General features: G+C 70.5%; 14 protein-coding genes. 12 read left to right on the top strand and 2 right to left on the bottom strand.

Annotated features, from left to right (window positions below; translation table 11 throughout):
- Positions 1-15 precede the first annotated feature (15 nt).
- The 5 genes from ispG to LH076_RS10865 all read left to right on the top strand — a co-directional run bounded on the left by ispG (position 16) and on the right by LH076_RS10865 (position 5754).
- On the top strand, positions 16-1146 hold the full coding sequence (gene ispG, locus LH076_RS10885) for a flavodoxin-dependent (E)-4-hydroxy-3-methylbut-2-enyl-diphosphate synthase (RefSeq protein ID WP_227783630.1): 1131 nt from the start codon (positions 16-18) through the stop codon (positions 1144-1146).
- Positions 1147-1177: 31 nt separating this feature from the next.
- Positions 1178-2026, top strand: coding sequence for a GNAT family N-acetyltransferase (locus LH076_RS10880; RefSeq protein ID WP_227780723.1), 849 nt, complete (start codon positions 1178-1180; stop codon positions 2024-2026).
- A 13-nt stretch (positions 2027-2039) separates the two neighbouring features.
- A complete protein-coding gene (locus LH076_RS10875) occupies positions 2040-2402 on the top strand; it encodes a DoxX family protein (RefSeq protein WP_227780722.1) in 363 nt (120 codons plus the stop codon).
- Between the two features lie 79 nt (positions 2403-2481).
- A complete protein-coding gene (locus LH076_RS10870) occupies positions 2482-4242 on the top strand; it encodes a proline--tRNA ligase (protein WP_227783629.1) in 1761 nt (586 codons plus the stop codon).
- A 3-nt stretch (positions 4243-4245) separates the two neighbouring features.
- Complete coding sequence (locus LH076_RS10865; protein ID WP_227780721.1) at positions 4246-5754, top strand: acetyl-CoA hydrolase/transferase family protein; 1509 nt, start codon at positions 4246-4248, stop codon at positions 5752-5754.
- A gap of 128 nt (positions 5755-5882) precedes the next feature.
- Here LH076_RS10865 and LH076_RS10860 read toward each other — a convergent pair whose 3' ends face one another.
- Positions 5883-6341 (bottom strand): DUF4439 domain-containing protein, encoded by a 459-nt coding sequence (locus LH076_RS10860; protein WP_227780720.1) that lies wholly within the window; start codon positions 6339-6341, stop codon positions 5883-5885.
- The gene (locus tag LH076_RS10855) at positions 6338-6787 is read right to left on the bottom strand and encodes a hypothetical protein (RefSeq protein WP_227780719.1); all 450 of its coding nucleotides are present in this window, start codon (positions 6785-6787) and stop codon (positions 6338-6340) included. Before LH076_RS10855 ends, LH076_RS10860 begins: the two co-directional genes overlap by 4 nt.
- Before the next feature lie 81 nt (positions 6788-6868).
- On the opposite strand from LH076_RS10855, the gene rimP reads away from it, so the two are divergent.
- The 7 genes from rimP to LH076_RS10820 all read left to right on the top strand — a co-directional run bounded on the left by rimP (position 6869) and on the right by LH076_RS10820 (position 14040).
- On the top strand, positions 6869-7366 hold the full coding sequence (rimP, locus tag LH076_RS10850; protein ID WP_227780718.1) for a ribosome maturation factor RimP: 498 nt from the start codon (positions 6869-6871) through the stop codon (positions 7364-7366).
- A gap of 1 nt (position 7367) precedes the next feature.
- Positions 7368-8345 (top strand): transcription termination factor NusA, encoded by a 978-nt coding sequence (gene nusA / locus LH076_RS10845; protein WP_227780716.1) that lies wholly within the window; start codon positions 7368-7370, stop codon positions 8343-8345.
- Between the two features lie 60 nt (positions 8346-8405).
- Positions 8406-8732, top strand: a complete 327-nt coding sequence (locus tag LH076_RS10840) for a YlxR family protein (RefSeq protein ID WP_227780715.1) — start codon at positions 8406-8408, stop codon at positions 8730-8732.
- Between the two features lie 100 nt (positions 8733-8832).
- On the top strand, positions 8833-11685 hold the full coding sequence (infB, locus tag LH076_RS10835; protein ID WP_227780714.1) for a translation initiation factor IF-2: 2853 nt from the start codon (positions 8833-8835) through the stop codon (positions 11683-11685).
- A 24-nt stretch (positions 11686-11709) separates the two neighbouring features.
- Positions 11710-12189, top strand: coding sequence for a 30S ribosome-binding factor RbfA (gene rbfA, locus LH076_RS10830; RefSeq protein WP_227780713.1), 480 nt, complete (start codon positions 11710-11712; stop codon positions 12187-12189).
- The gene (truB, locus tag LH076_RS10825) at positions 12186-13082 is read left to right on the top strand and encodes a tRNA pseudouridine(55) synthase TruB (RefSeq protein WP_227780712.1); all 897 of its coding nucleotides are present in this window, start codon (positions 12186-12188) and stop codon (positions 13080-13082) included. The genes rbfA and truB overlap by 4 nt, the downstream gene beginning before the upstream one ends.
- A 22-nt stretch (positions 13083-13104) precedes the next feature.
- The gene (locus LH076_RS10820; RefSeq protein ID WP_227780711.1) at positions 13105-14040 is read left to right on the top strand and encodes a bifunctional riboflavin kinase/FAD synthetase; all 936 of its coding nucleotides are present in this window, start codon (positions 13105-13107) and stop codon (positions 14038-14040) included.
- Positions 14041-14042: the final 2 nt, after the last annotated feature.

Genomic DNA, 14042 nt, shown 5'->3' with positions numbered 1-14042 from the left:
GCTGTTTCGCTCGGTATGCCGGAGGCGCCGGCCCCCGTGCTGGCCCCCCGCCGTAGGACCCGCCAGATCAAGGTCGGCAAGGTGGGCGTCGGCTCCGAGTCGCCGATCTCGGTGCAGTCGATGACGACCACCCTCACCTCGGACGTCAACGCCACGCTGCAGCAGATCGCCGAGCTGACCGCGTCGGGCTGTGACATCGTGCGCGTGGCCTGCCCCTCGCAGGACGACGCGGACGCGCTGCCCGCCATCGCGCAGAAGGCGCAGATCCCGGTCATCGCCGACATCCACTTCCAGCCGAAGTACGTCTTCGCCGCGATCGAGGCCGGCTGTGCCGCCGTACGGGTGAACCCGGGGAACATCCGGGCCTTCGACGACCAGGTCAAGGAGATCGCGAAGGCGGCCAAGGACCACGGCACGTCGATCCGGATCGGGGTCAACGCCGGCTCGCTCGACAAGCGCCTGCTGGAGAAGTACGGCAAGGCGACGCCCGAGGCACTGGTCGAGAGCGCCGTCTGGGAGGCGAGCCTCTTCGAGGAGCACGACTTCCACGACTTCAAGATCTCGGTGAAGCACAACGACCCCGTCGTGATGGTGCGCGCCTACGAGCTGCTCGCCGAGGCCGGGGACTGGCCGCTGCACCTCGGCGTCACCGAGGCGGGGCCAGCCTTCCAGGGCACGATCAAGTCCTCCGTCGCCTTCGGCTCCCTGCTGAGCAAGGGCATCGGTGACACCATCCGTGTCAGCCTGTCCGCGCCTCCGGTCGAGGAGGTCAAGGTCGGCATCCAGATCCTGCAGTCGCTCAACCTCCGGCCGCGCAAGCTCGAGATCGTCTCCTGCCCCAGCTGTGGGCGTGCGCAGGTCGACGTCTACTCGCTCGCCGAGCAGGTGACCGCCGGCCTCGACGGGCTGGAGGTGCCGCTTCGCGTCGCCGTCATGGGCTGCGTCGTCAACGGCCCCGGTGAGGCCCGCGAGGCCGACCTCGGCGTCGCCTCCGGCAACGGCAAGGGGCAGATCTTCGTCAAGGGGGAGGTCATCAAGACCGTCCCCGAGCACGCCATCGTCGAGACCCTCATCGAGGAGGCGATGAAGCTCGCCGAGGCCATGGAGCCGGTCGAGGGCGCAGCCGCGTCCGTGTCCATCTCCTGAGGACTCCAGCGCCCCGGCTAGGGTGACTCGCATGCTCGCCATGCGTCAGGGGATCCGGGTGCTCGGCCCGCCGGACCTGGACGCGTTCCTCGGTCTGCTCGAGCGCGACCCGGTCGTCAACGTCTTCTCCGACTACCGCGCCCGCACGACGAGCCTGGAGCCACGCTGGCTCGGCGGGGAGATGTGGGGACGTTTCGACGGCGGCGAGCTCATCGCCGCCTGCCATGTCGGAGCCAACCTCGTCCCGGTGATGTGCGAGCGCGACGACGCCCGGGCCTTCGGCGAGCGGGCGCTCAGCCGCGGCCGGACGGTCTCGACGATCGTCGGCCCCCACGACGCCGTCGCGGCGCTCTGGAACGTCCTCGACGGCGCGTGGGGGACACCCCGCGACTTCCGCTGGCACCAGCCGCACCTCGAGCTCTCCGGCCCGCCCCTGGTGACGCCGGACGCGGCGGTGCGCCGGACCAGCCGGGACGACATCGCCGCCGTCTACCCCGCCTGCGTCGCCATGTACACCGAGGAGGTGGGCGTCTCGCCGGAGTCCGGAGGTGGCACCGACCTCTACCGGGCGCGAGTCCTCCAACTGATGTCCCGCGGCTGGTCCTTCGGCCGCTTCGACGACGACGGCCGCCTGATGTTCAAGGCCGAGGTCGCCTGCTCCTCACCCTTCGCAGCGCAGATCCAGGGCGTCTATGTCGTCCCGGAGCACCGCGGCCAGGGTCTCGCGACCGCCGGGATGGCCGCCGTCGCCGAGATCGTCCGCCGGGAGATCGCCCCCACGGTCAGCCTCTACGTCAACGACTGGAACACGCCCGCACGACGCGCCTACGAGCGGGTCGGGTTCCGCCAGACCGCAGAGTTCTCGACCGTGATGTTCTGAGTAGGGTCAGGCCATGCCCCTCGCTCACGGAACCCGAATCCTCACCGTCGCCTTCGCCGTCAGCGGCACGATCCACCTGCTGCTGCCGAAGACGTTCGCGCCGGTCATGCCCTCCTGGGTGCCCGCACACCGGGAGGTCATCGTCGCGAGCGGTGTCGCCGAGCTCGTCCTGGCCGCAGGTCTCAACCTTCCCGCCACCCGACGGCTCTCCGGCTGGGGAAGCGCCGTGCTGCTGGCCGCTGTCTTCCCGGCCAACGTGAAGATGGCGACCGACTCCACCAAGACCAACAGTGTCCCCTTCAAGGCCGCCGCCTTCGGTCGCCTCCCGCTCCAGGCGCCGCTCATCCGCAGCGCCCTCCGCGCCGCCCGCGGCTGAGCCAGCTATCGGTTGGAGCCCGGCGCGTCGGGGGCCGTAGCCTTCTCGCGTGTCTCTCACCGCCGGCCAGCTCGACCGCATGTCCCACCTCTTCCTGCGCACGCTGCGCGACGACCCCAACGACGCCGAGGTGCCCAGCCACAAGCTGCTCGTGCGCGCCGGCTACATCCGTCGTGCGGCGCCGGGCATCTACAGCTGGCTGCCGCTCGGTCTGCGGGTCCTGGCGAGGGTCGAGGCGATCGTCCGCGAGGAGATGCACGCCATCGGCGCCCAGGAGGTGCACTTCCCGGCGCTGCTGCCGCGCGAGCCCTATGAGGCGACGAACCGCTGGACCGAGTACGGCGACGGTATCTTCCGGCTCAAGGACCGCAAGGACGCCGACTATCTGCTCGGCCCCACGCACGAGGAGATGTTCACCCTCCTGGTGAAGGACCTCTACGGCTCCTACAAGGACCTGCCGGTCAGCCTCTTCCAGATCCAGACGAAGTACCGCGACGAGGCCCGCCCCCGCGCCGGCCTGCTGCGCGGCCGCGAGTTCATCATGAAGGACTCCTACTCCTTCGACCTGACCGACGAGGGCCTGCAGAAGTCGTACGACGACCACCGCGCGGCCTACGTGAAGATCTTCGACCGCCTCGGCTTCGACTACGCCGTCGTGAAGGCGACGTCGGGCGCGATGGGCGGCTCGGCGTCGGAGGAGTTCCTGGCTCGCACGGACGTCGGCGAGGACACCTACGTCCGCTGCACGAACTGCGACTACGCCGCCAACGTGGAGGCGGTCACGGTGCGCGCCCCCGCCCCCCTCGCGTACGACGCCATCGGCGCCGCCCACGCCGAGGACACGCCCGACACCCCGACCATTGCAACCCTCGTCGACGCCCTCAACGCCGACCACCCCCGCGCCGACGGTCGGGAGTGGACGGCGGCGGACACGCTCAAGAACGTGCTCCTCACGCTCAAGCACCCCGACGGCACCGTCGAGCACCTCGCCGTCGGCCTCCCCGGTGACCGGGAGGTCGACCAGAAGCGGCTCGAGGGCCAGCTCGAGCCGATCGAGGTCGAGCCGATGTCCGAGGCGACGTTCAAGAAGTTCCCCGACCTCGTGAAGGGCTACATCGGCCCCGGCGTCCTGGGCTCGGAATCCGCGACGGGCATCCGCTACCTCGTCGACCCGCGGGTCTCCGAGGGCACCGCGTGGGTGACCGGCGCGGACCAGCAGGGTAAGCACGTCCTCGACCTCGTCGCCGGCCGCGACTTCACGCCCGACGGCACCATCGAGGCCGCGGAGGTCCGCGACGGCGACGCCTGCCCCCACTGTGAGAGCGGCACGCTCGAGACCGCCAAGGGCATCGAGATGGGCCACGTCTTCCAGCTCGGCCGCAAGTACGCCGAGGCGCTCGGCCTGCAGGTGCAGGACGAGGGCGGCAAGCTCGCGACCGTGACGATGGGCTCCTACGGCATCGGCGTCACCCGCGCCGTCGCAGCTGTCGCCGAGGGCACCCTCGACGAGATCGGCCTGTGCTGGCCCCGCAACGTCGCGCCCTACGACCTCCACATCGTCGTTGCGGGCAAGGGTGAGGAGCTCTTCGAGGCGGCCGAGAAGCTCGCCGCGGACCTCACTGCGGTCGGGGTCGACGTACTGCTCGACGATCGGGGAGGCAAGGTCAGCCCCGGCGTGAAGTTCAAGGACGCCGAGCTGATCGGCGTACCGACGATCGTCGCGGTCGGGCGGGGCCTGGCCGAGGGTGTGGTCGAGGTCAAGGACCGCCGCTCGGGTGAGACCTCGGACCTGCCGCTCGCGGACGCGGTCGAGCAGCTCGTCGCGATCGTCAGCCACTGAGCCATGGCCCGCAGGATCCTCGACCCGGTCCTTGCGGGTCGCGTCATGTCGGCCGACGACGCGGCGGCGCTCATCGGGCACGGAGACTCCCTCGGCATCAGTGGCTTCACCGGCGCGGGCTATCCCAAGGCCGTGCCGGCGGCTCTCGCGCGCCGGGCGGAGGCAGCTCACGCCGCGGGGGAGGAGTTCCGCGTCCAGCTCTGGTCGGGCGCCTCGACGGCCCCGGAGGTCGACGGCCTCCTGGCCGGCGCGCACGCCCTCTCCAAGCGGCTGCCCTACAACTCCGACCCGACGCTGCGTGGTGAGATCAACTCCGGTGAGGTGGAGTACGTCGACGCCCACCTGTCCCACTCCGCGCAGCACATGTGGTTCGGCTTCTACGGCTCCCTCGACGTGGCCGTCGTCGAGGTGACCGCGATCCTCCCCAACGGCCTGCTGGTCCCGAGCAGCAGCGTCGGCAACAACAAGACCTGGCTCGACCAGGCCTCGAAGGTGATCCTCGAGGTCAACTCATGGCAGCCACGGGAGTTCGAGGGCTTCCATGACGTCTACTACGGCACGACCCTCCCGCCCCACCGGGTGCCGCTGCAGCTGACGACGTCCATGCAGCGCATCGGCGAACCGTATCTCCGCGTCGACCCCGCGAAGGTCGTCGCGGTGGTCGAGACGGACGCACCGGACCGCAACAGCCCGCTGAAGCCTCTCGACGACGACTCGCGCGCCATGGCCGACCTGCTGGTCGACTTCCTCCGCCATGAGGTGGCCCACGGCCGCGTGCCCGCGGAGCTGCTTCCCCTGCAGTCCGGTGTCGGCAACGTCGCCAACGCGGTCATGGCCGGTCTGCTCGACGCCGAGTTCGAGCGGATGACGGCGTACACCGAGGTCATCCAGGACGGGCTTCTGGACTTGCTCGACGCGGGCAAGCTCACCGGCGTCTCGGCCACCAGCTTCGGTCTCTCGCTCGAGGGCGCGCGACGCTTCATGGAGAACATCGACTCCTACAAGGGCCGGATCCTGCTCCGCAGCGAGGAGATCTCGAACCACCCCGAGATCGTGCGGCGCCTCGGGGTGATCGCGATCAACGGCATGATCGAGGCCGACATCTACGGCAACGTCAACAGCACTCACGTCATGGGCTCGGCGATCATGAACGGGATCGGCGGGTCGGGCGACTTCGCCCGCAACGCCTTCCTCAACTTCTTCGTCTCGCCGTCCACGGCGAAAGGTGGCGCGATCTCCTCGATCGTTCCGTTCGCCAGCCATGTCGACCACACCGAGCACGACGTCCAGGTCCTGGTGACCGAGCAGGGGCTCGCCGACCTGCGGGGGCTCTCACCCCGTGCGCGCGCCACGCGCATCATCGAGAGCTGTGCTCATCCGGACTATCGCGAGCAGCTCCGGGACTACGTCGCCCGGGCCGAGGCCGCCCGGCCGACCGCACGCCACACGCCGCACCTGCTCACCGAGGCGCTCGGCTGGCACCAGCGCTTCCTCGACACCGGGCACATGTGACTTCTGCAGCTTTCTGCAATGCAAATACATGGGGAAGCGCATCGCTGGCACCGCTCGGAGGGCTCCTGCATGATTGTGCACACGGAGGGCGGTCCCACCGCAGGTCCCCACAACAGGCGGAAGCTCTCCTACGGCCCAGTGTCCAGGCCAATGCGGTCCGCGAGTTCGGCGGCTCCGGGGAACGTCTCGGGAGTTCCTCGAAGCCCCAACTCGCGGACCGCGCCCATTTCCAGCGCTGTGATGGCCGCGATCCGCGTCGCCCCGGTGCTCCGCGACACCAGCCAGGCGTAGACCTCGCAACAGTGTGCCTCGACGGCCGCGGCCGCGGCCTTGAGTGCGGCGGGGGAGTCGAGCCGCGCCGGCAGTGGGTACGACGGCGACGCGATCGCAGGCGCCACCTTCTCCTTCGACAGCGCGACCAACAGTGCGTCGCGGGCGCCGACGTGCGCGCGATAGGCGCGGGTGAAGAGCGCGACGAGGGCGGGATTCGCCGACGAGCTCGTCCTTGCCGCAAGGACGCCGTAGCTCCACACCGCCGCGTGCTCAGCGGCGAGCGCCTCGTTGCGCGGGTCGTCGTCGGCGGTCATGCGAGGACCACCAACTGCTGCGCGACGGCAGCGGACATCGAGGCGAGGGCCCGGGCCAGCGCCCCCGACTCCGCGGCCGCTGCGCCGGCGGCGAGGGTCGACTTCAGCGCCTCCTCACCGGCCCGGACGTCGGTGGGCGGCGGAGCGGCGGGCGCGGCAGAGGTGGCAGGCGCGGCGGCGCCAGAAGGCGTTGTCGAGGAGGAGGCGGTGACCGGAGGGGCCAGCACGCCCAGGTGCGCCTCGTGCATCGCGGCGAGCGCGGGCAGGTGCTTGGCGACCGCCAGCTCCCGCATCTGACCGACCGCAGCGGTGATCTGGGCGACCAGGAGTTCGTCCTTCGTGGGGCCGGTCGGCGAAGGCGCCGAGGAGTCGAAGGGATCGCATGCGGCGGTCAGCGCGACCACCCCCGCGAGGCCCGGCAGTGCACGACGCGGGAGGGCAGGCATGCCCCCGATTATCGACTAGGCTGGCCCGCACAACTGCACCGGACAACTGGACAGCAACACGAGAGGGAGGGGTCGCCCGTCATGAGTGACACCACCAAGGACCGGATCGCCGACGAGCTCACGGCGCCACTTGCTGCCCTGGCCCTCGATGTCGAGGCCGTCGAGATCAGCCCGGCCGGCAAGCGAAGGATCCTCCGGATCGCCGTCGACAAGGACGGTGGCGTGACCCTCGACGACGTGGCCGACGCGACACGGGCCATCAACGAGGTGCTGGACGAGTCCGACGTGATGGGCGAGCAGCCCTACACCCTCGAGGTGACGAGCCGTGGCGTCGACCGCCCGCTCACGCTGCCCCGCCACTGGCGCCGCAACGCCGGCCGCCTGGCCAAGGTCAACCCGGTCGAGGGCGGGACCTTCACCGGCCGCATCCTGAGCAATACCGACGACGCCGTCACGCTCGACATGGACGGCGCGCAGCGCACCCTCGCCCTGGCCGACATCGCCAAGGCGCTGGTGCAGATCGAGTTCAACCGGGCCGCCACCGCGGACCTCGGCGACGACACTGACATGGAGGACTGACATGGACATCGACATGAGCATCCTGCGCATGCTGGAGCGGGAGAAGGAGATCTCCTTCGACGTGCTCGTGGAGGCCATCGAGCAGGCCCTCCTCACGGCGTACCACAAGACGCCCGGCGCCAAGACTGACGCCCGCGTCGACCTCGACCGCAAGACCGGCCACGTCCGCGTCATGGCGGCGGAGGTCGACGAGGAGGGCACCCGCCTCGGTGAGTACGACGACACCCCGGCCGACTTCGGCCGCATCGCCGCAACGACGGCGAAGCAGATCATGCTGCAGCGCCTCCGCGACGCCGAGGACGACGTGAAGTTCGGCGAGTTCTCCGGCCGCGAGGGCGACCTGATCAGCGGCGTCATCCAGCAGGGCCGCAACCCGGAGGAGGTGCTGGTCGACCTCGGCAAGATCGAGGCCGTCATGCCGCTCGCCGAGCGCGTCCCCGGTGAGGACTACTCCCACGGCACGCGCATCAAGGCGCTCGTCACCAGCGTCCGCAAGGGCATGCGCGGCCCGCAGATCACCCTGTCGCGCTCGCACCCCAACCTTGTCCGCAAGCTCTTCGCGCTCGAGGTCCCCGAGATCGCCGACGGGACCGTCGAGATCGCGGCGATCGCCCGCGAGGCCGGCCACCGCACGAAGATCGCGGTGAAGTCGACCGTCGCCGGCGTCAACCCCAAGGGCGCCTGCATCGGCCCGATGGGCCAGCGCGTGCGGAACGTGATGGCCGAGCTGCACGGGGAGAAGATCGACATCGTCGACTGGAGCGACGACCCGGCGACCCTCGTCGCGAGCGCGCTCTCGCCCGCCCGGGTCAACTCCGTCGAGGTGCTCGACGCGGACGCCCGCGCCGCCCGCGTGATCGTGCCGGACTACCAGCTCTCCCTCGCCATCGGCAAGGAGGGCCAGAACGCCCGCCTCGCAGCCCGCCTCACCGGCTGGCGGATCGACATCCGCTCCGACGAGGAGACTCCCGCCGGTTGAGCCGTGACGGCCCCTCCCGGTTCGTGGTTACGACCGCCCACCCGGTAGTGTTGCCGTTTGGTGACCCAATCCGACGAAACCCCCGACCACGGTCCGGTTCGGACCTGCCTCGGCTGTCGGAGACGGGCCGCCAAGCGCGAGCTGTTGCGGATGACCGCGGGCCTCGACGAGCACGGCCGACAGGTCGTGGTCCCGGATCCCGAAGCCACCGCACCCGGCCGTGGAGCGCATCTGCACCCCACGACCGAGTGTTACGACCTCGCGGTGCGCCGGAAGGCTTTCGGCCGAGCCCTCAAGCTCGGCGAAGGGCCCTCCAGCGCACCGGTGGGGGAGTACGTCGCAGCAGCAGGAACGTTCGACCCACCCGACCAGGAATCGGAGCACTAGCTCATGAGCACTCGATGAGTCCCTCGAAATGAGCATCACCCACCCCTGACGGTCACGTCTCCCGAGAACCGGGTCTGTGGCCGCCCACACAAGGAGCATTGTGGCTAAGACCCGAGTTTCCGAACTCGCCAAGAAGTACGGCATCCCGAGCAAGGAGGCCGTAGAGAAGCTGAACGCGATCGGCGAGTTCGTCAAGACGGCCTCGTCGAGCATCGAACTGCCCGCCGAGAAGAAGTTCGAGGCGACGTACGGCGCCGAGCTGAAGGCCAAGATGGCGCCCGCTGGCGACGCCCCGGCCTCCGACGCTCCGGCGCCCGCCGCGAAGAAGCCGGCGGCCAAGAAGGCCGTCGCCCCTGAGGCTCCGGCTGAGACGGCTCCGGCCGCCCCGGCTGCTGAGGCTCCTGCGACCCCGACCGCGCCGCGTCCCGGCCCGGCCAAGAAGGCCGCCCCCAAGCCCGCGCCCCAGGCTCCCGCAGCCCCGGCGGCTGCTGCCCCCGCCCAAGCCCCTGCGGCTCCGGCGCCGGCCAGCACCCCCGAGCCGCCCGCCGGCTCCGCGCCGACTCCGGCCGCGCCGCGTCCGGCTCCCCGTCCCGGCGCTCCGCGTCCGGGCAACAACCCGTTCGCCTCGAGCCAGGGCATGGGCCGCAAGCCCGCCCCGGCTCCCCGCAGCGACGCCCCGCCTGCGAGCCCCGGCGACGCCCAGCGTCCGCCGCGTCCGCCGGCAGGCCGTGACGGCGCTCCGACGCCGCGTCCCGGCATGCCACGTCCCAACCCCGCGATGATGCCCAAGGGCGGCAACGCCTTCGGTGCCCGTCCCGCCGGTGGTCCGGGTCGTCCCGGTGCCCCCGGTCGCCCGGGCGGTCCCGGTGCGGGTCGTCCCGGCGCGGGTGCCGGTACCGGTCGTCCCGGTGGCGGTGCTCCCGGTCGTCCCGGCGGCTTCGGCGGCGGCCCCGGTGGCGGTGGCGCCCCCGGCGGTGCTCCCGGTCGTGCCGGTGGCGGCGGCAACCGTCCCGGCCAGCGTGGCCAGACCCAGGGTGCCTTCGGTCGCGCCGGCGGTCCGTCGCGTCGCGGACGGAAGTCGAAGCGCGCCCGTCGCATGGAGTTCGAGGCGATGGAGGCCCCGACGATCGGCGGCATCCGCGTCCGCAAGGGCAACGGCGAGACCGTGCGTCTCGCCCGCGGCTCCTCGCTGACGGACTTCGCCGAGAAGATCAACGTCGACGCGGCCCAGCTCGTCCAGATGCTCTTCAGCCTCGGCGAGATGGTCACGGCGACCCAGTCGGTCTCCGACGAGGTGCTCGAGCTGCTCGGTGAGGAGCTCAACTACGTCGTCGAGGTCATCTCCCCGGAGGACGAGGACCGCGAGCTCCTCGAGGGCTTCGACATCGAGTTCGGCACCGACGAGGGCGACGAGTCCGACCTGGTCGTCCGACCGCCGGTCGTGACCGTCATGGGTCACGTCGACCACGGTAAGACGAAGCTCCTCGACGCGCTCCGCAGCGCCAACGTCGTCGCCGGCGAGGCCGGCGGCATCACGCAGCACATCGGCGCCTACCAGGTCTCGACCGAGGTCGGTGGCGAGGACCGCAAGATCACCTTCATCGACACCCCGGGTCACGAGGCGTTCACCGCCATGCGTGCCCGTGGTTCGCAGTCCTCCGACATCGCGGTCCTCGTGGTCGCGGCGGACGACGGCGTCATGCCGCAGACGGTCGAGGCGCTCAACCACGCCAAGGCCGCCGGCGTCCCGATCGTGGTCGCGGTCAACAAGATCGACAAGCCGGAGGCGGACCCGACCAAGGTCCGTGGCCAGCTGACCGAGTACGGCCTGATCCCCGAGGAGTACGGCGGCGACGCGATGTTCGTCGACGTGTCGGCCAAGTCCAATCTCAACCTGGACAAGCTGCTCGAGGCGATCGTCCTCACGGCCGACGCCTCCCTCGACCTGCGGGCCAACCCGACGCAGGACGCCCAGGGCCTGGTCATCGAGGCGCACCTCGACCGCGGTCGCGGTCCGGTCGCCACGATCCTCGTCCAGCGCGGCACCCTGCGGGTCGGCGACTCGATCGTCGCCGGTCCGGCCCACGGTCGCGTCCGCGCCATGCTCGACGAGTACGGCAACGAGCTGCAGGAGGCCACCCCGGCACGTCCGGCGATGGTCCTCGGCCTCTCGGCCGTCCCCGGCGCCGGCCAGAACTTCCTCGTCGTCGAGGACGACCGGATGGCCCGCCAGATCGCCGAGAAGCGTGAGGCGCGCGAGCGTGCGGCCAACCAGGCCAAGCGTCGTGTCCGTCGCACCCTCGAGGACTTCATGGCCTCCATGGAGAAGGGCGAGAGCCAGGAGCTCAACCTCATCCTCAAGGGCGATGTGTCCGGTTCTGTCGAGGCGCTCGAGGACGCCCTGTCGAAGATCGACGTGGGCGACGAGGTCGGCATCCGCGTCATCGACCGTGGTGTCGGTGCCATCACCGAGACCAACGTCGACCTGGCCGCCGCCTCCGACGCGATCATCATCGGCTTCAACGTCCGCCCGCAGGGCAAGGCGACCGAGATGGCCGACAAGGAGGGCGTGGAGATCCGGTACTACACCGTCATCTACCAGGCCATCGAGGAGATCGAGGCCGCGCTCAAGGGCATGCTCAAGCCGGAGTACGAGGAGCGCACGCTCGGCCAGGCCGAGATCCGCGCGATCTTCCGCTCGTCGAAGATCGGCAACATCGCCGGTTGTATGGTCACCAGCGGCGTCCTCCGTCGCAACGCCAAGGTCCGGGTCATCCGCGACGGCAGCGTGGTCTACGACAACGCCGACCTCGCCTCGCTCAAGCGGGAGAAGGACGACGCTGCCGAGGTCCGCGAGGGCTTCGAGTGTGGTCTGGTGGTGCGCAACTTCCAGGACATCAAGGAAGGCGACATCATCGAGGCCTTCGAGCTCGTCGAGATCCCGCGCGGCTGATCGAATCCCCAAGGTAGGTACGCCATGGCCAGTCCACGCGCTCGCAAGATCGCGGACCGCATCCAGGTGATCGTCGCCCAGATGCTGGAGCGCCGGATCAAGGACCCGCGTCTCGGTTTCGTCACCGTGACCGACGTCCGGGTCTCCGGCGACTCCCAGCAGGCGTCGATCTTCTACACCGCGATGAGCGACGACCCGACCGAGCTCGCGAGCACCGCGGCGGCGCTCGAGTCGGCGAAGGGACTCATCCGGTCCGAGGTCGCCAAGCAGCTCGGGATGCGGCACGCGCCGACCCTCGAGTTCCACCACGACGCCCTGCCCGAGACCGCGCGGCACCTCGACGAGGTGCTCGCGCGGGCCAAGGCGCAGGACGACGCGGTGGCGGCGGCCCGGGTGGAGCAGTACGCCGGCGACGCCGACCCCTACAAGAAGCCGCGCGACCTCGATGAGGACGACGACTTCGATGAGGACGGCGACGAGCTCGACGGTGACGATGAGGAGTGACTAGCGCCTTGCCCTCCGGGCTGGTGATCGTCGACAAGGGCCCGGGCTTGACATCCCACGATGTCGTGGCCCGGGTCCGTCGTCTCGCCGGCACCCGCAAGGTCGGCCACGCCGGCACCCTCGACCCGATGGCGACCGGAGTGCTCGTCCTCGGCGTCGAGCGCGCGACCCGCCTCCTCGGGCACCTGATGCTGACCGAGAAGTCGTATGACGCCACCGTCCGCCTCGGTGCCTCGACCACGACGGACGACGCGGAGGGAGAGACCCTCAGCGTCACGTCCGCGTCGCACCTGCTCGAGGCAGCGATCCGCGACGCCTTCGCCTCACAGGTCGGAGACATCGAGCAGGTTCCGACGAAGGTCAGCGCGATCAAGGTGGACGGCAAGCGGGCCTATGCCCTCGCCCGCGAAGGCGTCGAGGTCGAGCTCAAGGCCCGTCCGGTGACGATCCACGAGCTGGCCGTCCACGACGTCCGCGCGTCCTCGTCGTCCGGAGGGCCCGACGAGACCATCGACGTCGACATCTCGGTGCGCTGCAGCTCCGGCACGTACATCCGAGCCATCGCCCGCGACGTCGGTGCACTCCTCGGCGTCGGCGGTCACCTCACCGCGCTCCGCCGCACCGCCGTCGGTCCCTACACGCTCGACGACGCGCGGACGGTCGAGCAGCTGACCGAGTCCTTCGAGATGCTGCCGATCAGTGATGCGGCACGGGCAGCATTCCCGGCGTACGAGCTGGTCGACGACCAGGAGCGGGAGGTCCGCTACGGGCGCAAGCTCCCGATCGCGATCGACTCCCTGACCGCCGTCTTCGCGCCGAGCGGCGAGTTCCTGGCGCTCTACGAGCCCGCCGGCCCGTCCACGGCCCGACCCACCGCCGTCTTCGTCGGCTGAGCCACTGGATATGGTGGCCGACGTGACGTTGTGGCATGCGCTCGACGAGGTGCCGGCCGATCTGGGCCGCACGGCAGTCGTCATCGGCAACTTCGACGGGGTCCACCGGGGCCATCAGCACGTGCTGGCCACCGCCCGCGCCCGCGCCGACACCGACGGGCTCACGCTCGTCGCCGTGACGTTCGCGCCGCACCCGATGGCCGTCCTACGCCCCGAGCACGCGCCCACGACGCTCACCTCGCTCGAGCACCGCGCCGAGCTGCTCGTGCACTATGGCGCCGACGCCGTCCTCGCGCTGCCGTTCGATCGCGAGATGGCGTCCTGGTCCGCCGATGACTTCGCCCAGCGGGTGCTGGTGGATGCGTTGCATGCCGCCTACGTCGTCGTCGGCGCCAACTTCCGGTATGGCCAGAAGGCCTCCGGCGACGTCGGATGCCTGGCCGACTTCGGTGCCGGACATGACTTCGAGGTCACCGCGGTGCCGCTCGACGGCGGACCGCAGGTCTGGTCCTCGACCTATGTGCGCACCTGCATCGCCGCCGGGGACGTCGCCGGTGCCGCTGAGGCGCTGGGCCGTCCCTATGCCGTCCGGGGCGTGGTGGTCCAGGGCGACCAGCGCGGCCGGGAGCTCGGCTTCCCGACCGCCAACGTCCCGACCGAGGCCCTCGACGCAGTGCCGCCGGACGGCGTGTACGCCGGTTGGCTGACCCGTCTCGACACCGGCGAGCGCTTCCCGGCGGCCATCAGCGTCGGTACCAACCCGACCTTCGAGGGTGTCGTCGGTCGTCGCGTCGAGTCCTATGTGCTCGACCGCACCGACCTCGAGCTCTACGGCGTCGAGGTCCAGGTCGAGTTCGTCGACCACCTGCGCGGTCAGGTCGCCTACACCGGTGTCGACCCGCTCATCGAGCAGATCACCGCGGACGTCGAGGACACCCGCCGCGTCCTCGAGCTCTGAGA

Source organism: Nocardioides sp. Kera G14, from assembly GCF_020715565.1.
Taxonomy (GTDB): domain Bacteria; phylum Actinomycetota; class Actinomycetes; order Propionibacteriales; family Nocardioidaceae; genus Nocardioides.
Note: the sequence above shows the minus strand (reverse complement) of the source record. Positions and strands in the feature narration are given on the sequence as shown.

Coding starts and splice junctions, on each gene's coding strand:
- rbfA (WP_227780713.1), top strand. CDS start 11,710: ATGGCCAGTCCACGCGCTCGCAAGATCGCGGACCGCATCCAGGTGATC.
- ispG (WP_227783630.1), top strand. CDS start 16: ATGCCGGAGGCGCCGGCCCCCGTGCTGGCCCCCCGCCGTAGGACCCGC.
- nusA (WP_227780716.1), top strand. CDS start 7,368: ATGGACATCGACATGAGCATCCTGCGCATGCTGGAGCGGGAGAAGGAG.
- LH076_RS10865 (WP_227780721.1), top strand. CDS start 4,246: ATGGCCCGCAGGATCCTCGACCCGGTCCTTGCGGGTCGCGTCATGTCG.
- LH076_RS10870 (WP_227783629.1), top strand. CDS start 2,482: ATGTCCCACCTCTTCCTGCGCACGCTGCGCGACGACCCCAACGACGCC.
- LH076_RS10855 (WP_227780719.1), bottom strand. CDS start 6,787: ATGCCTGCCCTCCCGCGTCGTGCACTGCCGGGCCTCGCGGGGGTGGTC.
- LH076_RS10860 (WP_227780720.1), bottom strand. CDS start 6,341: ATGACCGCCGACGACGACCCGCGCAACGAGGCGCTCGCCGCTGAGCAC.
- LH076_RS10880 (WP_227780723.1), top strand. CDS start 1,178: ATGCTCGCCATGCGTCAGGGGATCCGGGTGCTCGGCCCGCCGGACCTG.
- LH076_RS10875 (WP_227780722.1), top strand. CDS start 2,040: ATGCCCCTCGCTCACGGAACCCGAATCCTCACCGTCGCCTTCGCCGTC.
- rimP (WP_227780718.1), top strand. CDS start 6,869: ATGAGTGACACCACCAAGGACCGGATCGCCGACGAGCTCACGGCGCCA.